Below are 20623 nucleotides of genomic sequence, written 5' to 3'. Positions count from 1 at the left end.
GTCCGCTCTTGTGACGCAGAGCGTCACGGGCTGCATTCCCACGCGGAGCGTGGGAACGATCATCAGGGCTTTCCCGTGCTGTCAGCTCAGCGGCAACGGCGCGTTACCCGCCACCAGCCCGGCGCTGCGCAGGGCCGGCCAGAATTCGGCCGGGATCTTCACCTGCAACGCCGCCACATCCTCGACAATCCGCCCTGGCCGGCTCGACCCGGGAATCACCGCCGCCACTGCTGGGTTGGCCAGGGAGAACTGCAACGCCGCGGCCTTGATGTCCACGCCGAAGTCCCGGGCAATCGCCTTGATCCGTTCAACTTTAGCCAGAATCTGCGGCGACGCTGGCTGGTATTCGAAATTCGTGCCTCCGGCCAGCACACCGGAGCTGTAGGGACCGCCGACGACGATATCGACGTTCTGCGCCGCCGCCTCCGGCATCAGCCGCTGCAAGGCACGCTCATGGTCCAGCAGGGTGTAGCGGCCGGCGAGCAGGAAACCGTCCGGCTGCGCCTCGGCCAGTTGCAGGGTCAGCTCGCACGGCTCGACCTTGTTCACCCCCAGGCCCCAGGCCTTGATCACGCCTTCTTCGCGCAGCCGGCTCAGCACCCGGAATGCGCCCTTGCGGGCCACGTTGAAGTATTCCAGCCATTCGTCGCCATAGAAGTCCTGGGCGATATCGTGAACCCAGACGATATCCAGGCGGTCGGTGCGCAGGCGCTTGAGGCTGTCCTCGATGGAACGCAGCGTGGCATCGGCGGAGTAGTCGTTGACGATCTTGTTCGGCCGACCATGCGCGAACACCCCGGCCTTCTCGCCCAGGTCACGGGCGGCGACGTCTTCGACTTCGTCGAGGATCACCCGGCCGACCTTGCTGCTCAGCACATACTGGTCCCGCGGATGCCTGGCCAGGGCCTCGCCGAGGCGGATCTCCGACAACCCGGAACCGTAGAACGGCGCGGTGTCGAAGTAACGCACACCCTGCTCCCAGGCGGCGTCGACGGTGGCGAGCGCTTCGTCCTCGGGAATGGCACGGAACATGTTGCCCAGCGGGGCGGTGCCAAAACCCAGGGGACCTTGCAGTTTGTCTCTGATACTCATGAATGGACTCCTTAAAGCTCGATAAAAGGGATCACGCCTTGCCCCTCAGCAGGTGCCAGCTTGTTCGCGAGGGGCGGCATCGATCGCGGTGTCGGGACAAATACTAGGTTGCGAACCTTTGACCGTCCAAGACATAATTTGCGCTACTTGAGTCCTTCGAGGTCTGACATGATCGATCTACGCCAACTCCGCTACTTCGTCGTGGTCGCCGAAGAAGAGCACGTCGGCCGCGCCGCAGAGCGCCTGCACATCTCGCAATCGCCCCTCAGCCGGCAGATCGCCCAGCTGGAGGAACGCCTCGGGCTGACGCTGTTCGAGCGCAGCCAGCAGCGCATTCGCCTGACCGTCGACGGCCAGACCTTCCTCGCCGAGACCCGCGCCTTCCTGACCCACGCCAACCGCCTGGAGTCCCTGGGGCGGCGCCTGGGTCGGGGGGAAGAAGGCGGCCTGTGCATCGGCTATATCGAGAACGCCATGCACTCGGGGGTGCTGCCGGATGCCTTGCGGACCCTGCGCACGGCCCGGCCCGGGGTGCATATCGCGCTGTACAGCCTGAATTCGGCGGAGCAATTGGAAGGCCTGCGCCAGCGCAGCCTGGATATTGCCCTGGTCAGCGAACCGCCGGTGGCGGACGATCCCGACCTGAACAGCGCCCGGGTGCTGGACGACCCGATGCTGCTGGCCCTGCCTGAACAGCATCCGCTGGCCCTGCTCGACGAACTGCGTCCGGAGGACTTCCCCGGCCAGGAATGGATTGCCGTGCAACATCGGCAAAATGCGGGTAAGCAGGATGACTTCGTCTCGGCCTGCATCAAGGCCGGTTTCAACCCGGATATCCGCCTGGAAGCCAGCGAGCCGCTGACCGCCCTCGGCCTGGTGGCGGCGGGCCTGGGCCTGACGATGATCCAGCGGAGCCTGCGCCACAACGCCCCGCAAGGCGTGGTGCTGCGGGAACTGCCGTGGCTGTTCTATACCACCCCGCTGTGGGCCGCCTGGCATCGGATCAACCTGCGACCACTGGTGGCGACCTTCCGCGAAGTCCTGGTCAACGACGCCTACAGCGTCATGCCATCCCTGGCGACCAGCACCGAGGCCGGCAACGTCCCGGCGTGATCCAGCAGCCAGGCATCCAGCGTGTGGCCGACATGGGTCAGCACCGCCTGCGCCGGGTTCAGCGTCGCAATCGTCGCCAGCGCCAGGTTCAGGTCGTTGTGATTGCGCGGGGCCTGGGGCTGCGGCGGCATCGAGCAGTCCAGCACCAGCAGATCCAGCGGTCGCGCCTGCAGGAAGACCTCGGTCTCGGCGGGCAGGCCAACGGTGTCGGTGAGATAGGCAATGCGGCGGCCCTCGCCTTCCAGCAGATAACCCAGGGTCGGCCTGGAATGCACCAACGGTAGCGCCGTGACGCCCAGCGCCCCCAGCTGGCGGGTTTCGAAGGCGGCGAACGGCTGGCTGAAATCGAGAATCCCCGGATGCTTGTAGAGGTCCGACAGCCCTTCCGGATCGGCCGGGCCGTGTACCGGGATCACCAGGCCCTGGCCCCAGCGCAGATGCAGCAGGCCCTGGGCGTGATCGGCGTGGTAATGGGTCTGCAGGATGCCGCTGAAACTGCGCGGCGCAAAACGCTCGGTGAGGTCCGGCAGGCCGCTGTCGATCAGCCAGCGCTGGTCGCCGCATTCCACCAGGGCGCTGCAGGGCAGGCGCCGCAGCGCCGGCTGTTGGCGGGCCGCGACGCAGGCCCGGCAGTCGCAGCCATACACCGGCACCTGGCGTGCATCGCCGGTGCCGAGCAAGGTCAGGCGCATGATCACTCCTTGCCGATCAGGGCAAACAACCGGGTCACGGTCTGGCGGATCGGCCCGGAGTTGTCGAGCAGCACCAGCGACGGATCATCCGCCGCCAGCACGCCGGCCCCGAGGGTGAAGTCGGCGTTGCGCGCCAGCCGCGCCTCGATCTCCGGCAACGACTCGCGCCCCCGGGCCAGCAGCCGCTCGCGCAATACCGACTGCTCCACCGTCAGCAGCACCACCAGCAGGTCGGGATAACGCTCGCGGGCCTCGGGCAGGTAGCCGCGCGAGCCGTTGACCAGCACATCCTGGCCTTCCTCCAGCCACTGGTCGATCTCCCGGGGAATCCCGTAGAACAGCCCGTTGGCCTTCCAGCTCAAGGCAAAGGCCCCCTGCACCTGCATCGCCGCGAACTGCTCGGCGCTGACGCCATGGGCAGCCTCGCCGACCGCCTCGGCGGAACGGGTGATGACCCGCCGCACGATGCGGCAGCCCCGTTGCGCCAGAGGTTCGCGGGCGGCATCGAGCAGGCTGTCCTTGCCGGAGCCCGAAGGCCCGATGAGATAGATCAACCTGCCCGCCATCAGAACACCCTCTTCGCTTGTCGCCACACTTGCTGGATCACCGGCAGGCCGCCCTGGTTGCGGGCATGGATCAGGTCGGCACGCAGGCCGACGCGGATTTCCCCGCGGTCGTCGAGTCCCGCCGCGTGGGCCGGGGCCCGGCTGACCATGGCCACGGTCCGTGGCAGGTCGCAGTCGTTGTCCTGGGCGGCCAGCAGAAAGGCCGCCTGCAACAGGCTGGCCGGATAGTAATCGCTGGACAGGATATCCAATAACCCGTCTTTTGCCAGTGCCGCCGCCGCCACGTTGCCCGAATGCGAGCCGCCGCGCACCACGTTCGGCGCGCCCATCAGCACGGCCATGCCCAAGCGGTTGCAGGCATTGGCCGCCTCCATCGTGGTGGGAAACTCGGCGATGCTCATGCCGAACGCCGCCGACTCCTCGACATGGGCCAGGGTCGCGTCGTCATGGCTGGCCACCGACAGGCCGCGGGCCAGGCAATCCTCGACAATCGCTCCACGATAACGGTTGCTGTACTGCGCCGAGTTGGCGATCTGCAGGACGATGAACTCGTCCATCTGCTGGTCGCTCAGGTGGTACTTGCCCATATAGTACTCGCGGTACTTGGACTCCAGGGCGAACTGGCGCTGGCCCGGCGAATGGTCCATGACCGAGACCAGTTGCACCAGCGGGTTTTCCACCAGGTCGCGGAACACCGCCAGGGTCTCGGGGTGGCAGACCTCGCAGCGCAGGTGCAGGCGGTGCTCGGCGCGGGTCAGGCCGGCGGCGCTGGCGGTGGCGATGGCATCGAGCATGCCCGGCAGTTGCTGCATGCGCTTGCCCTTGGGGTTGACGTCACCGATGGACAAGGCGTCGAACACCGTGGTGATCCCCGCCGCGATGATCTGCGCGTCATGGCTGAGTACCGCCGATACCGACGGCCAATCCACGCCGGGACGCGGGGTCATGTGCTTTTCCAGGTTGTCGGTGTGCAGCTCGATCAACCCCGGCAGCAGGTAGTCGCCCTGCAGGTCCTGGGCCTGGGGCAACTGGCTGCGGCCCTCGCCGATCTCGGCGATCAGGCCGTCGCGCAGGACCAGGGTGCCGGTGATTTCCTGGTCGGCGAGGACCAGTCGGGCGTTGCTGAGAATCTGTTCGTTCAGCATGGCGTGGCTTCCTTGGGCATCGAGGCAGTCGGGGTCATGTCGAGATGGCGATCGGCAACCGCCTCGCGGGCGGCGCGGTCGTGGAAAATGCCGATCAGCGCGGTACCGGCGGCTTTCGCCTCGCCGATCAGTTCCAGCACCACCTGGCGATTGGCGTCGTCGAGGGACGCCGTCGGTTCGTCGAGCAGCATCAGCGGCCAATCCACCATGAAGCCCCGGGCGATGTTGACCCGCTGCTGCTCGCCGCCGGAGAAGGTCCCCGGCGCCAGTTGCCAGAGCCGCCGCGGGATATTCAGGCGGCTCAGCAACGCTTCGGCGCGGGCCTGGGCGACGCCGCGCTCCCAGCCACGGGCCAGGGCCGGCTCCATGACCACGTCCAGGCAGGCGACCCGTGGGATCACCCGCAGGAACTGGCTGACATAACCCAGGGTGCGCTGGCGTACATCCAGCAGTTCCCGCGGTTCGGCGCCGACCAGTTCCAGCCAGTCGCCGGCATGGCGCACGCGGATGCTGCCGCCGGCCGGCAGGTAGTTGCCATACAGGGTGCGCAGCAAGGTACTTTTGCCAGCGCCGGACTGGCCGTGGAGTACCAGGCACTCGCCGGCATCGACGCTGAAGGCCAGGCCGTCCAGCACATTGAGCACCACACCGTGTTGCTGGTGCAGGGTGAAGGTTTTCGAGAGGTCGCGGACCTCGAGCAGCGTTGTCATCGGAGACACCTCAGGCGGAACGCGAATCAGGGTTGCAGGACGGAAGACACCAGCAGTTGCGAGTAGGCATCCTGGGGATCGTCGAGGATCTGGTCGGTGAGCCCCGACTCGACCACTCGCGAGCGGCGCATGACCATCAGCCGGTCCGCCAGCAGGCGGGCCACGGCCAGGTCATGGGTGACGATCACCACCGCCAGGTCCAGCTCGCGCACCAGGCCGCGCAGCAAATCGAGCAGGCGTGCCTGCACCGACACGTCGAGGCCGCCGGTAGGCTCGTCCATGAACACCAGGCGCGGCCCCGAGACCAGGTTGCGGGCGATCTGCAGGCGCTGCTGCATGCCGCCGGAAAAGGTCCGTGGCAGGTCGTCGATACGCAGCGGATCGATCTCCACCTGGCTCAGCCAGTCCAGCCCGGCGGCGCGCAGTTGCGCATAGTTGCGGATGCCCTGGGCCATCAGCCGCTCGCCGATATTGGCCCCGGCGGAAACCCCCATGCGCAGGCCGTCGCGGGGGTTCTGCTCGACGAAACCCCATTCGGTGCGCAGCAGCGTGCGGCGCTCGGCCTCGCTGGCGCTGTAGAGGTCCAGCCAGCGGTCCTGCTTGTCGCGGTAGGCGATCGCCCCGCTGTCCGGCGGGCAGCGGCCGCTGAGCAGCGACAGCAGGGTCGACTTGCCCGAGCCGGACTCGCCGACGATACCCAGCACTTCGCCGGGATAGAGGTCGAAGCTGACGTCCTGGCAGCCCTTCTCCGGGCCATACAACTTGCCCAGGCCACGCACTTGCAGCAAGGGCTTGGCGCGTTCGTCGCGGCGTGCCTGCACGGCCGGGTTCAGTAAGGCGGCGTTCATTGGCCTTGCTCCTGTTCGCTGACGCGCTGGGCGCAGTAATCGGTGTCCGAGCAGACAAACTGCTGGGTGCCGGCGTCGTCGACGATCAACTCGTCGAGGAACGAATCGTGGCTGCCGCAGATCGCGCAGCTCTGCTCCCAACGCTGGACCTCGAAGGGGTGATCCTCGAAGTCGAGGCTGGTCACACGGGTGTACGGCGGCACCGCGTACAGGCGCTTCTCGCGCCCGGCGCCGAACAGCATCAGCGCCGGGCTCATGTCGAGTTTCGGGTTGTCGAACTTGGGAATCGGCGACGGATCCATCACATAGCGGTCGTCGACCGTCACCGGGTAGGCGTAGCTGGTCTCGATATGCCCGTAGGTGGCGATGTCCTCGTACAGCTTGACGTGCATGACCCCGTAGTCGTTGAGGGCATGCATGGTCCGGGTCTCGGTTTCCGACGGTTCGATAAACCGCAGCGGCTCGGGATTGGGCACCTGGTAGACCATGATCTGGCCTTCGCGCAGGGCGATTTCCGGAATCCGGTGACGGGTCTGGATCAACGTCGCCTCGGGCGTGCGTTCGGTGGTGGCGACACCGGCGGTACGGGCGAAGAAACGGCGGATCGACACCGCGTTGGTGGTGTCGTCGGCACCCTGGTCGATGACCTTGAGCACGTCGTCGGCACCGAGGATCGCCGCAGTCAGCTGCATGCCGCCGGTGCCCCAGCCGTAGGGCAGCGGCATCTCGCGGCCACCGAACGGCACCTGGTAGCCGGGAATCGCCACGGCCTTGAGCAGGCCGCGACGGATCATGCGTTTGGTCTGTTCGTCGAGGTAGGCGAAGTTGTAGGCCTCGTCGCGAATCGGGGTCTGGCCGTTCATCAACGGTTCTCCTCGGGGTTGCGCAGTTTGCGGATCAGTTCCAGTTCGGACTGGAAGTCGACGTAGTGCGGCAGCTTGAGGTGCGAGACGAAGCCGGCGGCCTCGACGTTGTCACAGTGGGCCAGCACGAATTCTTCCTGCTGGGCCGGTGACACCACCTCTTCATTGAATTCCTCGGCCCGCAGCGAGCGGTCGATCAGGGCCATGCCCATGGCCTTGCGCTCGGCATGACCGAAGGCCAGGCCATAGCCACGGGTAAACTGCGCCGGCTCGGTTTTCGAGCCGACGAACTGGTTGACCATCTCGCACTCGGTCACTTCGATCGAGCCGATGGCGATCGGGAAACCCAGCTCCGCCGGTTCGATCCAGACTTCCACCGCGCCGATACGGATCTCCCCGGCAAAGGGGTGATTGCGTCCGTAGCCGCGCTGGGTCGAATACCCCAGGGCCAGCAGGAAACCTTCATCGCCACGGGCCAGTGCCTGCAGGCGCTCGGCACGCGTGGCCGGGTACTCCAGGGGTTTGCGGGTGATATCGTCGACCGCGGCACCCTGGTCGCTTTCGGACTTGATCAGCCCTTCCCTGGCCAGCAGTTCCAGGACTCGCGGACACGGCGCCAGGCCGGCGCCCTCTGCCACCTGCGGCCCCGGATGCTCGCCCTCGGCCAGCAGCGCGAAATCCAGCAGGCGGTGGGTGTAGTCGAAGGTCGGGCCGAGCAGCTGACCACCCGGTACGTCCTTGAAGGTCGCCGACAGGCGCCGGTCAAGCTGCATGTCCGAGGTATCGATGGGCAGGCTGTCATTGAAGCGCGGCAGCGTCGTGCGGTAGGCCCGCAGCAGGAAGATCGCTTCCACCAGGTCCCCCGCCGCCTGCTTGATCGCCAGCGCGGCCAGTTGTTCGTCATACAGCGAGCCCTCGGTCATCACCCGGGCCACCGCCAGCGGCAGTTGCTGGCGGACCTGCTCGACGTCGAGCTCGGCGATGGCGGTGTCGCCACGGCGTTTTTTCGCCAGCAGGCGGTGGGCATTGTCGATGGCTCTCTCGCCACCCTTGACGGCTACATACATCAGGCAAGCTCCTCGGACAGGTGGCTGACACGGGTACTGCGCGGCAGGCCGAGCACGTTGCCGGCGGCCAGGAAAAACACATCCAGCCCACGGGGAAACGCACTGTGGCGTTCGCGCTGGTGCCAGAACGCCGCGGCCAGCGGCAGGCCGACCCGCTGTTCGTCGCGGATACCCGGACCGCGCCAGGCCAGGGAGCGCCCGCTCTCCAGCTGCGGCAACTGGACCAGCAAGGTGCAGGACTGGTCCGGGTAACGTTCGTTGCCCAGGTCGAAGCCGGCGAGGTCATGCAGATCCTCGGCCGCGAGCAGGGCAAAGCGCGCTTCCTCGCGTTGATGGGTCAGCGGGCAGCCACAATGGAACGCCAGGTTGGCGCGGATCAGCGGGGTATCGAAGGACGGCGCCAGCCACAGTGGGGTATCGCCGTCGAGCAGCGCCAGGCACAGCGCGTAGGTCGCCGGCGCCAGGCCGTCGAGGCTCGGCAGCGCGGGCATGGCCTGGACCACGCCGGGATTGGCCAAGGCGTCGAGGGCCGCGCGGAAACTGCGCTGGGCATCCAGCACCGGGTCGGCGAAAGCGCCTTGCAGAAGACTTGCACTCATCAGTTTTCTCCTCGCACCAGGGTGAAGAACTCGACCTTGGTCGCGGCGGTATCGGCGGCTTTCGCGGCCCGACGCAGGGCCTCGGCATGGGCCAGGGGTTCGATCAGTTCACTGAGCCAGCGCGCCTGCTGGCTGCCTTGCAGATGGGCGTCGGCCAATGCGGCCAGCTCGGCATGCCGCTTGTCGCGTCCGGCCAGGTAGCTGTAGCCGACCCGGCCATCGGCCAGGCGCACCACGCAGCGGGTGACGGTCATTTCGCCGACGTTGAAGGGCGCACCGGTGCCGCCCATGCGGCCGCGCACCAGGGTCATGCCGACTTCCGGGGCGCGGATCAGCTGGTAGTCGGTGTCGCGCAGGGCCGCTTCATGGGCGTGCAGCTCGACGCCCTGGGCGCGGGCCAGGACGCCGATCCAGCGTTGCCGTGCAGCGTGTGTTTCGGGAGCAGTCATCTTGAGGTTCTCCATCAGGTCACGACCTGGTACTGAAAGCGGTCCGAGCGGCTGGTGGACAGCGCCAGCTCCACCGGCCGTCCGGCGGGGTCACGGGAAACGGTCAGCACCGTCAGCACCGGCATATGCCGGGGCATCAGCAACAGGCCGGCCTCGTCGCGGCTGGGCAGGCGCGCGCCGATCAGGCTGAAGGTGCGGGTCAGGGGCAGCTTGCGATCGGCGAAGAACTGCCGCAGCGAACCGCCGTTGTAAGGGTCCAGCCAGCGCGCGCGGCTGGCGCAGTAGCGGTGACGGATCAGGCTCACCGGTTGTTCGTCGAGCAGGCGCAGGGTCTGCAGCTCGATCAGCGGTGCCTGCTCCTGCAACTCCAGGTGGCGGGCGTCCTCGCGGCTCGCCGGGCAGTGCCGGCGGCGCAGCAGCAGCGCCTGGACGCCGACGCCCTGGGCCGACAGCGACTGGCTGTAGGCGCTGTCCGCCGCCATCGGGTAGATCAGCGGACGTTCCAGCACCTGGGTGCCCTTGCCCTGCAGGCGCAACAGGCAGCCCTCGGCCACCAGTTCGTCGATGGCGCGGCGGATGGTGTGGCGGTTCACCGAGAAGCGCGAGGCCAGCTGGACTTCCGGCGGCAGGTAGTCCCCCGCGCGGTAACCGGACAGCTCGCGGCGCAGGGTATCGGCCAGCTCGCGGTATATCGGCTCTACTTGTCTAGACAATGTCATGGCTAAAAAAAGCGCCCTCAGGCACCCTCTCCGATCAGATGAATTGTTTGCGCAGGCGTTGCGACAGGATGTCGATCACGCTCACCACGAAGATGATCACCAGCAGCACCGCGCAGGTCTGGACGAACTGGAAGGCGCGGATGTTTTCCCAGAGGATCACGCCGATACCGCCGGCACCGACCATCCCCACCACCGTGGCGGAACGCACGTTGGACTCGAAGCGGTACAGCGCGTAGGAAATCCACAGCGGCATGACCTGCGGGATCACCCCGTAGATCACTTCCTGCAAGGCACTGGCACCGGTGGCACGCACACCTTCCACGGGCCCCGGATCAATCGCCTCGACCGCTTCGGCGAACAGCTTGGCGAGGACCCCGGTGGTGCTGATCCACAGCGCCAGGACACCGGCGAACGGCCCCAGGCCGACCGCCACCACGAACAACATGGCGAACACCATTTCGTTGATCGAGCGGAACGAGTCCATGACCCGGCGCAGTGGCTGGTGAATCCACCAGGGGGTGATGTTGTCGGCGCAGAGAATGCCCAGCGGCACCGAGCAGACAATCGCCAGCAGCGTGCCCCAAAGGGCGATATGCACGGTGACGATCATTTCCTTGAGGTACGAGCGCCATTCGTGGAAGTCCGGCGGGAAGAAGTCGGCGGCGAAGGTCGCCATGTTTCCCGAATCGCGGTACAGCTGCAGCGGGTTCATTTCCGCGCCGTGCCAGGCCCAGGCGAACATCGCCAGTACCAGGGCCCAGCCGATGTAACGGCTCCAGGAACGTTTGCCGACAATATCGGCGTGTGCAGCGTGAGTATTCATGAGCGGCTCTCGTCGACGGAGGATGACGCGCTGCCTGGCGGGTACGACCCGGGCAGCGCGGCCCGGTGCCTCAACCCGCCTTGGCGGCGGTCTGCTTGTCCAGTTCGCTGATGCGGTCCTGCAACTTCGCAAGGCCGGCATCGATGTCTTTCAGGCGAGTGGTTTTTTCCTCGGAGCTCAGGGTGGTGCTGGCGCTCACTTCGGTGCGCTGCTTGAACAGTTCGAGCTGGCGGATGGTCAGCAGCTGGTCGTCGCTGGACTTGAGAAACTTGCCCAACTGCATGTTGGTCAGCACCGCCTTCTCTTCCGGGGTATCGCCATAGGTGGCGAAGAACTCGCGGATCTTGGCCTTGTTGGCGTCCGACAGGTTCTTGTTCCAGACCATCGGGTCGGCCGGGATCAGCGGCGAGCGCCAGATTTCCTTGAGCAGCGCGGCGTTTTCCGGCTGGGTCACTTGCAGGCGATCCCAGCTTTCAGTGTTGAAGGTCGCGACGTCGATCTGGCCCTTGGCAACGCTCAAGGCGTTCACTTCATGGCTGGAGTTGAGGGTGCGCTTGAACGCGGTGGCGGCATCGACATGGTTCTTGGCGAACACGTAATAGCCGGGTACCAGATAGCCGGAGGTGGAGTTCGGGTCGCCGTTGCCGAAGGTCAGGCTCTTGGCGTTCTTGAGCATGTCGGCAACGGAGTTGATCGGGCTGTCCTTGCGCACGATCAGCACGCTCCAGTAACCCGGATTGCCATTGGCGGCAGCGGTCTGGGCGAAGATCTCACCGTTGGAGCGGTCCACGGCTTCCATCGCGCCCTTGTTGCCGAGCCACGCCACGTCCACCTTGTTGAAGCGCATCCCCTGGATCAGGCCGGCGTAGTCGGAAGCAAAGGTGGCTTTGACGGTGAGGCCGGTTTTCTTCGACATGTCGTCGAGGAACGGCTGCCAGACACTCTTGAGGTTCTGCGACGACTCGGTGGACATGAGACCGAAGTTGATGACTTGTTCCTGTGCCTGGGCGGTGCCCAGGACGCAGCTTGCCAGCAGAGCGGCAGACGCGAAGACGCGACCGATACGGTTCAACATGGAATGGATTCCTGCAGGTGCGTTAAGGGTTCGAGAGGTTGTCTGGGTTCAGGCCAGGACCAGCCGGGGCGCGTTGTCCATGCGCCGGGCCTGATCGGAAAACATCAGGCTGGTGTCCAGGTCGGCGCCATACAGGCCGTTGAGCAGCGGCCCGGTCAGTTCCGAAGCGGCGCCGTCGTAGTGGATCCGGCCGCCCTTGAGCGCCACGGCGCGGGGGCAATAGCGAACGGCGTAATCCACTTGATGCAGGGTCACCACGACGGTCTTGCCGTCGCGGCGGTTGATGTCGGCGAGGATTTCCATGACCTTGCGCGCCGATTCCGGATCGAGGGAGGCGATCGGCTCGTCGGCCAGGATCACGTCGGCGCGCTGGGTCAGGGTGCGGGCAATGGCGACCCGTTGCTGCTGGCCGCCGGACAGGGTCGAGGCACGCTGGCCGGCCAGGTCGAGCAGGCCCACGCGCTCCAGGGACTCATGGGCCCGATGTCGCTCCTCGGCGTTGAACAAGCCGAAATTGCCGCGAAAGCGCGGCATGCGACCTAGACAACCGAGAAGTACGTTGTCTAGAACACTCAGCCGGTTGACAAGGTTGAACTGCTGGAAGATATAACCGATGTCGGCCCGCAGACGGCGCACGTTGCCGTTGAGCCGGCCGCTGGACTGCACGTCGCGCCCCAGCACCCGGACCCGCCCACCGTTGTCGCGGTCGCACACGGCAAGGCCGGCGAGGTGGCGTAACAGGGTCGACTTGCCGGACCCGGAAGCGCCGATCAGCGCGACCATCTCGCCGGTCTGGATGGACAATTCGAGATCGACCAGGGCGGTCTTGCGCGAAAAGGTCTTGTTCAAACGATCGACATGGATGGCTACGGTCATGGGAGCTCTCTGTCTGGTTATAGAGGCCGTCCATGGCCGCATTGGGATGACCAGACGTTAGAGCGCGCGTGTTGCGGTCCTGCGAACAGAACATGACCGTGAAGTCACGGTTTGATGACGTTTGTGTTGATGTTTTCCCACAGGCCGCGCAATAGAAGGATCACCCTCCGGCACCGGGTGATCGCCGTCAGACGGCTGGTCTGCGCAAAACCACCCCGGCCCCGATCAGCGCACTGGCGACGGCCAGTACCAGGATCACCCCCTGGGTACCCAGGGAGCCGGCCAACACCCCCACCAGCAAACCGGCCAAAGGTTGCGACAGGTTGTTGAGCAAGGTGATCACCCCCACCGTCTTGCCGAAGTCCTGCACCGGAATCACCTGCTGGCGGACACTGCGCATATAGACATTGAACATCTTGTCGAAGCCGACGATCAGCAGGAAGCCGACGACATAGCCCGCCGTCGAAGGACTACACGCGGTGACAAAGGCACCGAGCAGGATCAACCCATAGGACAGTCCACCGAGCAGCCGCAACGGCAGGCTGAGCCGTGCCAGCAGGAACAGGATCGCGATGGTCACCCCGGCCCCGACCGCCTGCAGCCCGGCGTAATAGTCCTTGCCCTGTTCGTGGACGCCAATCACCAGCGCCGCCGAGGTGGCCAGGGTCACGCCGATGATCAGGTTGACCCCGACCGCCAGGCAGATGATCTTGCGCAACGGCGCCAATGCGCGGATATGGCCGAAGGCGATGCGCAGCGGTTGCAGCCAGAGCCCCGGATGCTGCTCGAAGGTTTCCAGGCTGATCACGCTGCTGCGCTGCCAGGCCCGCATCGCCAGGTCGGCCAGCACGAACAATCCCGCCACGCCGAGCACCACCCAGGGCCAGGCCATGGCCTCCAGCAGCAGCGCCGCCAGCAAGGGCCCGAGCACGAGGCCGCTCTGGTCGGCGATCTGCGAATAGGACAAGGTCCTGGTATAGCTGTAACGGGCGAAGATATGCGGCAGCAGCACTTCGCGGGCCATGATGCCCTGGGTGGTCAGCACCCCGCACAGGGCCGAGAGTGCCACCAGCCAGTAGATACCGTCGAACAGCCCATGACAGGCGACGGCGACCACACAGGCCAGTGCCCGGTAGACCTGGCTGATGTGCAGGATGCGCACGGGCGAAAAACGGTCGCAGAGGGCCCCGCAGACCGGGAACGCCAGGAAGCGCGGCAACGCCTCGACGAAAAACGCCAGGCCGGCCCAGGAGGCACTGTTGGTGGTCTGGAACACCAGCAGCGGGACGATGAACAACAGGATCTGGTCAGCCAGTCGTGAAAGAAACAGCGAAGCGAAAAACGCCAGGTAGTCCCTGCCCATCGTTTCCTCTTTGTCCAACGGCACGAGGCCGAAAGCGCGAGGATAGACCATTCGTCACGCTTTCGGACAGCGCTGTCTTTCAGTCGAGGAAATCCGCTTCCCCAACGATCAGGCGGCGTTTCACACTTTCCAGATGGCTGCGGGCGCTGTCCGCCTCGCCGACCCGCATCTGTCGTGCCGTCGCCGCGATGATCCCGGGGACAATGGCCTGCAACTTGCGCCCCGTGCTCAGCGCGCGGATCTGCACTTCGGCGGCGCGCTCCAGGTAATAGAGATCGTCCCAGGCTTCGGCGATGCTGGCCCCGATCACCATCACCCCATGGTTTTTCATGAACAGCACCGCCGCCTCGCCCATGGCCGCGGCGATACGATCGCCTTCGCGGCTGTCCAGGGCCAGGCCGTTGAAGTGTTCGTCCACCGCCACTCGACCATAGAACTTCAGGGCCGTCTGTCCGGCATACAACAACGGCTCGCCCTCGCACATGGCCAGGGCCGTGGCATTGGGCATGTGGGTGTGAAAGGCCGCGACGGCCTTCGGGTTGGCCCGGTGCAAACGGGCATGGATATAGAACGCCGTGGCTTCCGGCTGGCCGTCACCGGCCAGGACATTGCCCTGAAAATCACAGATCAGCAGGCTCGACGCCGTGACCTCGGCAAAGGCCAGGCCATAGGGATTGACCAGGAACAGTCCCGGCTCTCCCGGTACCAGCGCCGAAAAGTGATTGCAGATGCCCTCGGCCAGCCCGAGCCGAGCCGCCATGCGCAGGCAGGCAGCCAGGTCGATACGGGCCTGGCGGATCGCCGGACTGTCGAGATCGCCGTGATCGGCGGCGTTGTTAACGATGTCGTGCAGTTGATGAGCCATGGCGTCAGACCCAATCCAGGGAAGTGAACAGCTCTTTCAGCCCCGCCAGGTCCGGCAGGATCGCGTCGGGGGTGTAGTCGGCCAGCAGTCGGCGCCGGGTGCCACGGTCGATCCATACGCAGCGAAAGCCCATGTCCCGGGCCGCGGCATGATCCAGGTGCGGACTGGCGCAGATATGCAGCACCTCTTCCTTGCTCACCCCGAGTTGCTGGTGGGCATGACGGAACAGTTGCAGGTCGGGCTTGTAGGCCCCGGCCTGCTGGGCGGTGATCACCCGGTCGATATGCCCGTTCAGTTGCGCCACATTGCCGGCGATGATGTCGTCATCGGTATTGGAGACGATGGCGATGCGAAACCCCTGGGCCTTCAGCCAGCCCAGGGTCGGCACCACTTCGGGAAACGGCGGCATGGCGGAGATCCGCGCGTTGAGCTGCTCCGAATCGCTATCCTGGTAGCCCAGGTCCAGGTCTTCCAGCGCCAGGCGCAGGGACTGACGGGAAACCTCCTTGAACGAGCGATGGGGCGGTTCCTGTTCCAGGCGGTGTTCGTGGTGATCGTAGATACGGATGAACTCGTCCGGGTCGATACCCGACTGGCCCTTGGCTTCAAGCAATGCGTGGACATGGGCCAGCAAGCCCTCGTCCCACTGGATCAGGGTGCCGTAGCAGTCGAAGGTCAACCAGAGCGGGCGTGGCGTGTGGGTCAGGGACATAGCGGTGATTCCATCGAATTGACGCTTTGAGCCTATAACCCCTGCCATGAATTGGAAAATTAAATTATTATCCAATCTTAATTCCATTTACAAATGTATAGCCATGTACGACCTCGACCTGCTCAAGACCTTCGTTTGCGTGATCGATGCCGGCGGCTTCACCAAGGGCGGCGAGCGGGTCAATCGCACCCAGTCCACGGTCAGCCAGCAGATTCGCAAGCTGGAAGACCAGGTCGGGCGCGCCCTGCTGGTCCGCCATCGGGCGTGCAAGGAAGTGCAACTGACCGAGGATGGCGAACGCCTGATGAGCTATGCCCGGCGCCTGGTGCTGCTGGCGAGCGAGGCCCAGGCAGTGATGCAGTCGGGGGATGGTGCCGGCCTGGTGCGCCTGGGTGTGCCGGAGGATTTCGATGTGCAGCGCATGATGCAGTTGCTCTCGGGCTTTGCCGGCCGCCATCCACGGATTCGTCTCGATACCGTCAATGGCCTGAGCCTGGACCTGAAAAGCCGCCTGGCCAACGACGACCTCGACCTGGCACTGATCAAGCGCAATGCCGGCGAAGGCACGGCGCTCGCCAGTTGGCCGGAGGAACTGGTGTGGGTCAGTGGCACACAGGTCGATGTGTACCAGACACCGCTGCCCCTGGTGGTTTACGCCCAGGGCTGCATCTACCGCAACCGGCTGATCCACACCCTGGAAAGCCAGGGGCGAGCGTGGCGGATCGCATTCTCCAGTCAGAGCCTGGCGGGTATCCAGGCAGCGGTATCGGCCAATCTGGGGATCAGCCTGTTGCCGCGCACGGCGGTACTGGCCGGCCATCGCGAGCTGTCCAGCACCGAAGGCTTCGGTCTGCCGCCGGCCTCGGAGCTGGCGCTGGTGAGCGCCGACAGGACACAGTCCCAGTCCCAGCGCCTGCTGATTGAATATCTGCTGGAGCAGTTGCACACCTAAGTGCGATAGAAATCCGTGCCTCACTTTTCAACGACGAGGCCCGCGAGCATGCCAGAAGCTTCGCGGGCAAGCCTGCTCCCACAGGATCGAGCCTTATCCACACATGATGAGTCTGCTCGATTATTGTGGGAGTTGGCTTGCCAACGAACCGCCGCGGGCGGCCATCCACCTCAATCAATGCATCAGACCTCGTTGCGCGCCACCAGCCGCGAGAAGCTGGCCAGGCACGCGGCTGTTGCAAACCCCGCGCCGATGTACAGCGCAATGACCGGTCCATGTGTGGCCGACAAACCGAAACTCAACGCCACCAACGCGGCACCGGTCGACTGGCCGATCAGGCGCGCGGTGGCAATCATGCCGCTGGCACCGCTGCTGCGTTCCCGCGGGGCGCTGGTCATCAGGGCCTTCTGGTTCGGCGACTGGAAAAAACCGAAGCCCAGGCCGCAGATCACCATGCGGATGCCGATATCCAGCGCACTCGGATCGCTGGGCAGCAAGGCCAGGGACAACATGCCCAGGGCCAGCACCCCCAAGCCGATACCGCCGAGCAGGCCTGGTGGGTAACGGTCCGATAGCCGTCCGGCAAAGGGCGCGATCAAGGCCACCACCACCGACCAGGGCGTCATCAGGTAGCCGGTCTGCACCGGGTCGCGGCCCAGCACCGTTTCGAAAAAGAATGGCAGCGAGACAAAGGCCAGGCCCTGGGTGGCAAAGGAACAGACCGCCGTCAGCGCCGACAATGCGAACATCGGGCGCTTGAGCAGATCGATGGGGAACATCGGTGCCGGATGCCCGGCTTCACGGCGGATCATCACAAAACCCGCCGTCACGCACACCAGCAACGCCAGGCAGATAGGCAAGGTGCCCGCAAACTGCGCGCCCTCCCCCAAGGCATAGATCAGCGAGCCAAAGGTGACGATGCTCAGGCCGGCCGTGATCCAGGCAAAGCGCTGGCCGTTGGGCGGCGTGTGGGGCAGCGAAGGAATGGCCATCGCCAGGGCGATCAGGCCGATGGGGATGTTCACCCCGAACAGCCACGGCCAATTGGCCACGGACAGGATCAGCGAGGCCACGGTTGGTCCGGCGGCGAACGACATGCCCACCACCAGCGCATTGAGGCCCATGCCCTTGCCGAGCTTTTCCGGCGGGAACAGGCTGAAGATCAGCGCCGCGTTGACGCTCATGATCGCGCTCGCCCCGACGCCCTGGAGGACGCGGGCCATGGTCAGCTGGGTCAGGGTGGTCGACATCGCGCACAGCGCCGAAGACACCGTGAACAGCACCAGGCCGAACAGATAGATCTTGCGATGCCCGACCACGCCACCGAACGAGGCGAAGGCGAGGATGGTCGCGACCGCCGACAGCTGGTAGGCGTTGATGATCCACACCGAGGCGGCCGGCGTGGTGTGCAGGCTGGTGGCGATGGCCGGCAACGCCGTGTTGGCGATGGCGGTGTCCAGTGAAGCCAGGGCGATGGAGATCAGGATCGCCAACATGCCACTGACCTGACGCGATAGACGCGGCCTGAAAATTCCCGATAACCCGCTGATCGCACACCCCCGAAACCCGCTGCACAGAGCGGATCATAACTTTTTGCCAAATACCGATGACGACGTTTTGCTGAACCGCGGCTGTACGACAGCGAGCACAGGTCCGGCTGGTGTCGCTGCCCATGGTGATCCCCTAGCCTCACTTGATAAACTAGCGACTTCTTGGATCACTCCCAATAAAAGGTTGGCAATGGACGTTCTGGCAAGCATGAAGGTCTTCGTCAAGGTCGTCGATCACGGCAGTTTCAGTGCGGCGGCGCAGTCCATCGGGATTTCCTCGACCATGGTCGGCAATCATATCCAGGGCCTGGAGAAACATCTGGGCACCCGCCTGCTGCACCGCACCACCCGCCGCCAGAGCCTGACCGAGATCGGCCAGGGCTACTACAGCCAATGCCTGGCGATCCTTGGACAGATCGAACACGCCGAACTGATCGCCCGCGAACAGCGTGCCCATCCCCGCGGCCGCCTGCGGGTCAGTGCCTCGGCGACCCTGGCCTCGGACCGGTTGATCCCGGCAATCGCCGCCTACCTCAAGACCTACCCGGAAGTGGATATTGAATTACAGTTCAACGACCGGGTGGTGGACCTGGTGGAAGACGGCTTCGACGTGGTCTTCCGCTACGGCGAACTGCCCAGCAGCGGACTGGTGGGACGCCTGCTGAGCAAGAACCGCCGCATCGCCTGCGCCTCGCCGGCATACCTGAAGGCCCACGGCACGCCACGCGTGCCGGCGGATCTGCAGCAGCACAACTGCCTGGTGTTCCTGCGGGCCACGCCGCAGCGCGAATGGTTGTTCCGTGGGGTGAGCAGCGAAAGCGTGCGGGTGCACGGGCAACTGTCGGCCAACAACGGCACGGCCCTGATGAATGCGGCGCTGGAAGGCATCGGTATCGTCCTGCTCCCGCAGACACTGGTGGAAGACGCCCTGAAGGATGGGCGCCTGGTCCACCTGCTGCCGGACCACGAGACCCTGGACCGGCCGCTGCACCTGGTCTATCTGCCGGACAAGCACATGACGCCGAAGTTGAGCAGTTTTATCGAGTTCATGGTGGGGCGGTTTGCGTAGTCGCTACATAAGTTATGCGATCACTCCCACACTGAGTGCAGGTGTGATCAAACAAGACGAACGTGCTCATCTCGTTCGCTTCACCGCCTCCAACCTGTCAATCAACCGGCCAATTTCCCCCAGTAAATCAGCAACACGCTCCTCGCTCGCACCAATACGAGTTTCAAATTCAAAAACTTCGATTCCGTTAACCACTTCATTCAAAGCGGAATTTACAATCAGAAGTTCGGTGAGTGATAGATTCACACTTGCCCGTTCAGCATTTGCGTCCAAAACTTCCATCAGATCCACCATCACTTGAGGTCATTAAAATATTGCGATCGTTCCCACGCTCTGCGTGGGCATGCAGCCCGTGACGCTCCGCGTCACAAAGGACGGACGCAGAGCGTCCAGTGAGACACACCCACGCTGGAGCGTGGGAGCGATCAAAAGATAAACAGACTCAAGGGAATTCCACTTTACAGCCTGACAGGGGAATCGAGCGCCCATCGGACACGACAAACTGCTCACCGTCAATTCGGGCAAGGAGCAATCCACGGGCCTTGGCTCCAGCCTCAACGGCCTCCCGCCAGCCCTCTATATCACCATGGTAAGAGAGAGCGTGGAACTGAAGTCCATCCGGCAGATGAATTTTGCAACTGTCAGAAACAACTCCACCGCTGGTGGCCGTGATCACACCCGCTGAATCCAGGAGGGCGTTGAACTGCTTCTTTGCCTTACTCTTACCATCATCCTCGTAGTAGACAAATTCCACTCCCTCAACTGGGCTTGAGCCAGGTACCGCACGCTGCCCACGCTGTTCAACGGCGCCGCCAAGGATTTTCTCCAACGCCTCCCGATCACTGCTCATTCGACCGCCCGATGGGAGCGACGATGGCTAGCCAGGATACATACTCACAAAAAAATCATTCAGGCGATCGCTTTCGAAGAATCTGTCTTTCTCAAAATCAACATCGGAGGACACCACAAAAAAGCGCCTGAGAGGCTCGGGAATATCGTTGATCTGCGCATGAACCGTTGGCACCAGATACCTGAAGTAATCACCCATCGTGCTGGCCCCGTCATAGCCGACAGGATGGTCAGCCCCGATCCTGTCGCCCTCTACGGCATGAAAGACAAAATACCCACGGGTAGAGGGTAGAGAATACTCACTGGCACTCAGGAAACTCCCTTGAAGGACTATGCCCTCAACTTCAGACCTGGAGGTATCTCTATAGGTAGCAAAGGAGTAGCAATCGAGCCTTGTCTCTCCGCCCTTGTTCGCAGGGATATCGGGAAACTCGGACGACTCACCCCATATGTACTCACTGATCCGGTCGAGCTCTGTCTCCAAATCAACGGTTTTCAGCAAAACCTTCGGAAGCTGCCCGAAACAGTTGTTGACCATGACGGCCACCCGACCAAATTTATCCACGGCGAACCAGGTCACGATATCTCCGAACCCTGGAACCCAGTTCTCATCCAACTCACTCATC

The 20623-nt window shown here is 64.4% G+C and carries 24 protein-coding genes; 3 read left to right on the top strand and 21 right to left on the bottom strand.

What is annotated here, in order from left to right; translation table 11 throughout:
• Window positions 1-81 precede the first annotated feature (81 nt).
• Entirely contained in the window at window positions 82-1092 is a 1011-nt protein-coding gene (locus ACL9RJ_RS07515; protein ID WP_177118415.1) for an aldo/keto reductase, read from the bottom strand.
• Between the two features lie 168 nt (window positions 1093-1260).
• On the opposite strand from ACL9RJ_RS07515, the gene ACL9RJ_RS07510 reads away from it, so the two are divergent.
• Entirely contained in the window at window positions 1261-2205 is a 945-nt protein-coding gene (locus tag ACL9RJ_RS07510; protein ID WP_177088025.1) for a LysR substrate-binding domain-containing protein, read from the top strand.
• Here the strand turns inward: ACL9RJ_RS07510 and phnP are convergent.
• The 16 genes from phnP to ACL9RJ_RS07430 all read right to left on the bottom strand — a co-directional run bounded on the left by phnP (window position 2148) and on the right by ACL9RJ_RS07430 (window position 15577).
• Window positions 2148-2897, bottom strand: a complete 750-nt coding sequence (gene phnP / locus ACL9RJ_RS07505; protein ID WP_103032875.1) for a phosphonate metabolism protein PhnP — start codon at window positions 2895-2897, stop codon at window positions 2148-2150. The genes ACL9RJ_RS07510 and phnP overlap by 58 nt on opposite strands.
• Before the next feature lie 2 nt (window positions 2898-2899).
• Entirely contained in the window at window positions 2900-3463 is a 564-nt protein-coding gene (gene phnN / locus ACL9RJ_RS07500) for a phosphonate metabolism protein/1,5-bisphosphokinase (PRPP-forming) PhnN (protein ID WP_422765083.1), read from the bottom strand.
• On the bottom strand, window positions 3463-4608 hold the full coding sequence (locus ACL9RJ_RS07495) for an alpha-D-ribose 1-methylphosphonate 5-triphosphate diphosphatase (RefSeq protein WP_177146791.1): 1146 nt from the start codon (window positions 4606-4608) through the stop codon (window positions 3463-3465). The genes phnN and ACL9RJ_RS07495 overlap by 1 nt, the downstream gene beginning before the upstream one ends.
• Complete coding sequence (gene phnL / locus ACL9RJ_RS07490) at window positions 4602-5318, bottom strand: phosphonate C-P lyase system protein PhnL (RefSeq protein ID WP_103032876.1); 717 nt, start codon at window positions 5316-5318, stop codon at window positions 4602-4604. The genes ACL9RJ_RS07495 and phnL overlap by 7 nt, the downstream gene beginning before the upstream one ends.
• A 26-nt stretch (window positions 5319-5344) precedes the next feature.
• Window positions 5345-6166 carry a phosphonate C-P lyase system protein PhnK gene (gene phnK / locus ACL9RJ_RS07485; RefSeq protein ID WP_177109633.1) on the bottom strand — a complete coding sequence of 274 codons (822 nt, stop codon included), beginning with the start codon at window positions 6164-6166 and terminating at the stop codon, window positions 5345-5347.
• Window positions 6163-7029, bottom strand: a complete 867-nt coding sequence (locus ACL9RJ_RS07480) for an alpha-D-ribose 1-methylphosphonate 5-phosphate C-P-lyase PhnJ (protein ID WP_017127181.1) — start codon at window positions 7027-7029, stop codon at window positions 6163-6165. Before ACL9RJ_RS07480 ends, phnK begins: the two co-directional genes overlap by 4 nt.
• Entirely contained in the window at window positions 7029-8096 is a 1068-nt protein-coding gene (locus tag ACL9RJ_RS07475) for a carbon-phosphorus lyase complex subunit PhnI (protein ID WP_103032877.1), read from the bottom strand. The genes ACL9RJ_RS07480 and ACL9RJ_RS07475 overlap by 1 nt, the downstream gene beginning before the upstream one ends.
• Window positions 8096-8695, bottom strand: a complete 600-nt coding sequence (gene phnH, locus ACL9RJ_RS07470; RefSeq protein ID WP_422765082.1) for a phosphonate C-P lyase system protein PhnH — start codon at window positions 8693-8695, stop codon at window positions 8096-8098. The genes ACL9RJ_RS07475 and phnH overlap by 1 nt, the downstream gene beginning before the upstream one ends.
• Window positions 8695-9144: a phosphonate C-P lyase system protein PhnG gene (phnG, locus tag ACL9RJ_RS07465; RefSeq protein ID WP_042935779.1), complete on the bottom strand. Its 450-nt coding sequence runs from the start codon at window positions 9142-9144 to the stop codon at window positions 8695-8697. Before phnG ends, phnH begins: the two co-directional genes overlap by 1 nt.
• 14 nt (window positions 9145-9158) lie before the next feature.
• Entirely contained in the window at window positions 9159-9863 is a 705-nt protein-coding gene (phnF, locus tag ACL9RJ_RS07460; protein ID WP_017127178.1) for a phosphonate metabolism transcriptional regulator PhnF, read from the bottom strand.
• A gap of 34 nt (window positions 9864-9897) precedes the next feature.
• Window positions 9898-10686, bottom strand: a complete 789-nt coding sequence (gene phnE / locus ACL9RJ_RS07455) for a phosphonate ABC transporter, permease protein PhnE (protein ID WP_017127177.1) — start codon at window positions 10684-10686, stop codon at window positions 9898-9900.
• A 70-nt stretch (window positions 10687-10756) separates the two neighbouring features.
• On the bottom strand, window positions 10757-11761 hold the full coding sequence (phnD, locus tag ACL9RJ_RS07450) for a phosphonate ABC transporter substrate-binding protein (protein WP_017127176.1): 1005 nt from the start codon (window positions 11759-11761) through the stop codon (window positions 10757-10759).
• Between the two features lie 48 nt (window positions 11762-11809).
• The gene (gene phnC / locus ACL9RJ_RS07445) at window positions 11810-12637 is read right to left on the bottom strand and encodes a phosphonate ABC transporter ATP-binding protein (RefSeq protein WP_017127175.1); all 828 of its coding nucleotides are present in this window, start codon (window positions 12635-12637) and stop codon (window positions 11810-11812) included.
• A gap of 187 nt (window positions 12638-12824) precedes the next feature.
• Window positions 12825-14000, bottom strand: a complete 1176-nt coding sequence (locus tag ACL9RJ_RS07440) for an MFS transporter (RefSeq protein ID WP_042935777.1) — start codon at window positions 13998-14000, stop codon at window positions 12825-12827.
• A 79-nt stretch (window positions 14001-14079) separates the two neighbouring features.
• Window positions 14080-14865 carry an aldolase gene (locus tag ACL9RJ_RS07435; RefSeq protein WP_017127173.1) on the bottom strand — a complete coding sequence of 262 codons (786 nt, stop codon included), beginning with the start codon at window positions 14863-14865 and terminating at the stop codon, window positions 14080-14082.
• A gap of 4 nt (window positions 14866-14869) precedes the next feature.
• Window positions 14870-15577, bottom strand: a complete 708-nt coding sequence (locus ACL9RJ_RS07430; protein ID WP_017127172.1) for an HAD family hydrolase — start codon at window positions 15575-15577, stop codon at window positions 14870-14872.
• Window positions 15578-15680: 103 nt separating this feature from the next.
• Here ACL9RJ_RS07430 and ACL9RJ_RS07425 point away from each other — a divergent pair, with 103 nt between their 5' ends.
• The gene (locus ACL9RJ_RS07425; RefSeq protein WP_017127171.1) at window positions 15681-16529 is read left to right on the top strand and encodes a LysR family transcriptional regulator; all 849 of its coding nucleotides are present in this window, start codon (window positions 15681-15683) and stop codon (window positions 16527-16529) included.
• Between the two features lie 182 nt (window positions 16530-16711).
• Here ACL9RJ_RS07425 and ACL9RJ_RS07420 read toward each other — a convergent pair whose 3' ends face one another.
• Window positions 16712-18025 carry an MFS transporter gene (locus ACL9RJ_RS07420; RefSeq protein ID WP_422765081.1) on the bottom strand — a complete coding sequence of 438 codons (1314 nt, stop codon included), beginning with the start codon at window positions 18023-18025 and terminating at the stop codon, window positions 16712-16714.
• A 244-nt stretch (window positions 18026-18269) separates the two neighbouring features.
• Here ACL9RJ_RS07420 and ACL9RJ_RS07415 point away from each other — a divergent pair, with 244 nt between their 5' ends.
• Window positions 18270-19148, top strand: coding sequence for a LysR family transcriptional regulator (locus tag ACL9RJ_RS07415; protein ID WP_042935750.1), 879 nt, complete (start codon window positions 18270-18272; stop codon window positions 19146-19148).
• Between the two features lie 66 nt (window positions 19149-19214).
• Here the strand turns inward: ACL9RJ_RS07415 and ACL9RJ_RS07410 are convergent, their stop codons facing one another.
• The 3 genes from ACL9RJ_RS07410 to ACL9RJ_RS07400 all read right to left on the bottom strand — a co-directional run bounded on the left by ACL9RJ_RS07410 (window position 19215) and on the right by ACL9RJ_RS07400 (window position 20622).
• A complete protein-coding gene (locus ACL9RJ_RS07410; RefSeq protein ID WP_177064106.1) occupies window positions 19215-19430 on the bottom strand; it encodes a hypothetical protein in 216 nt (71 codons plus the stop codon).
• 160 nt (window positions 19431-19590) lie between these two features.
• A complete protein-coding gene (locus tag ACL9RJ_RS07405; RefSeq protein ID WP_177064107.1) occupies window positions 19591-19998 on the bottom strand; it encodes a hypothetical protein in 408 nt (135 codons plus the stop codon).
• A gap of 27 nt (window positions 19999-20025) precedes the next feature.
• A complete protein-coding gene (locus ACL9RJ_RS07400; protein ID WP_177064108.1) occupies window positions 20026-20622 on the bottom strand; it encodes a hypothetical protein in 597 nt (198 codons plus the stop codon).
• Window position 20623: the final 1 nt, after the last annotated feature.

The organism is Pseudomonas sp. Mn2068 (assembly GCF_049319725.1).
Classification (GTDB): Bacteria; Pseudomonadota; Gammaproteobacteria; order Pseudomonadales; family Pseudomonadaceae; genus Aquipseudomonas; species Aquipseudomonas gingeri.
This window is presented reverse-complemented; position numbering and strand designations above follow the sequence as displayed.

Excerpts from the sequence above, each read along its gene's own strand:
- ACL9RJ_RS07515 (WP_177118415.1), bottom strand. The coding sequence starts at position 1,092 with ATGAGTATCAGAGACAAACTGCAAGGTCCCCTGGGTTTTGGCACCGCC.
- ACL9RJ_RS07510 (WP_177088025.1), top strand. The coding sequence starts at position 1,261 with ATGATCGATCTACGCCAACTCCGCTACTTCGTCGTGGTCGCCGAAGAA.
- phnP (WP_103032875.1), bottom strand. The coding sequence starts at position 2,897 with ATGCGCCTGACCTTGCTCGGCACCGGCGATGCACGCCAGGTGCCGGTG.
- phnN (WP_422765083.1), bottom strand. The coding sequence starts at position 3,463 with ATGGCGGGCAGGTTGATCTATCTCATCGGGCCTTCGGGCTCCGGCAAG.
- ACL9RJ_RS07495 (WP_177146791.1), bottom strand. The coding sequence starts at position 4,608 with ATGCTGAACGAACAGATTCTCAGCAACGCCCGACTGGTCCTCGCCGAC.
- phnL (WP_103032876.1), bottom strand. The coding sequence starts at position 5,318 with ATGACAACGCTGCTCGAGGTCCGCGACCTCTCGAAAACCTTCACCCTG.
- phnK (WP_177109633.1), bottom strand. The coding sequence starts at position 6,166 with ATGAACGCCGCCTTACTGAACCCGGCCGTGCAGGCACGCCGCGACGAA.
- ACL9RJ_RS07480 (WP_017127181.1), bottom strand. The coding sequence starts at position 7,029 with ATGAACGGCCAGACCCCGATTCGCGACGAGGCCTACAACTTCGCCTAC.
- ACL9RJ_RS07475 (WP_103032877.1), bottom strand. The coding sequence starts at position 8,096 with ATGTATGTAGCCGTCAAGGGTGGCGAGAGAGCCATCGACAATGCCCAC.
- phnH (WP_422765082.1), bottom strand. The coding sequence starts at position 8,695 with ATGAGTGCAAGTCTTCTGCAAGGCGCTTTCGCCGACCCGGTGCTGGAT.
- phnG (WP_042935779.1), bottom strand. The coding sequence starts at position 9,144 with ATGACTGCTCCCGAAACACACGCTGCACGGCAACGCTGGATCGGCGTC.
- phnF (WP_017127178.1), bottom strand. The coding sequence starts at position 9,863 with ATGACATTGTCTAGACAAGTAGAGCCGATATACCGCGAGCTGGCCGAT.
- phnE (WP_017127177.1), bottom strand. The coding sequence starts at position 10,686 with ATGAATACTCACGCTGCACACGCCGATATTGTCGGCAAACGTTCCTGG.
- phnD (WP_017127176.1), bottom strand. The coding sequence starts at position 11,761 with ATGTTGAACCGTATCGGTCGCGTCTTCGCGTCTGCCGCTCTGCTGGCA.
- phnC (WP_017127175.1), bottom strand. The coding sequence starts at position 12,637 with ATGACCGTAGCCATCCATGTCGATCGTTTGAACAAGACCTTTTCGCGC.
- ACL9RJ_RS07440 (WP_042935777.1), bottom strand. The coding sequence starts at position 14,000 with ATGGGCAGGGACTACCTGGCGTTTTTCGCTTCGCTGTTTCTTTCACGA.
- ACL9RJ_RS07435 (WP_017127173.1), bottom strand. The coding sequence starts at position 14,865 with ATGGCTCATCAACTGCACGACATCGTTAACAACGCCGCCGATCACGGC.
- ACL9RJ_RS07430 (WP_017127172.1), bottom strand. The coding sequence starts at position 15,577 with ATGTCCCTGACCCACACGCCACGCCCGCTCTGGTTGACCTTCGACTGC.
- ACL9RJ_RS07425 (WP_017127171.1), top strand. The coding sequence starts at position 15,681 with ATGTACGACCTCGACCTGCTCAAGACCTTCGTTTGCGTGATCGATGCC.
- ACL9RJ_RS07420 (WP_422765081.1), bottom strand. The coding sequence starts at position 18,025 with ATGTTGGCGATCCTGATCTCCATCGCCCTGGCTTCACTGGACACCGCC.
- ACL9RJ_RS07415 (WP_042935750.1), top strand. The coding sequence starts at position 18,270 with ATGGACGTTCTGGCAAGCATGAAGGTCTTCGTCAAGGTCGTCGATCAC.
- ACL9RJ_RS07410 (WP_177064106.1), bottom strand. The coding sequence starts at position 19,430 with ATGGAAGTTTTGGACGCAAATGCTGAACGGGCAAGTGTGAATCTATCA.
- ACL9RJ_RS07405 (WP_177064107.1), bottom strand. The coding sequence starts at position 19,998 with ATGAGCAGTGATCGGGAGGCGTTGGAGAAAATCCTTGGCGGCGCCGTT.
- ACL9RJ_RS07400 (WP_177064108.1), bottom strand. The coding sequence starts at position 20,622 with ATGAGTGAGTTGGATGAGAACTGGGTTCCAGGGTTCGGAGATATCGTG.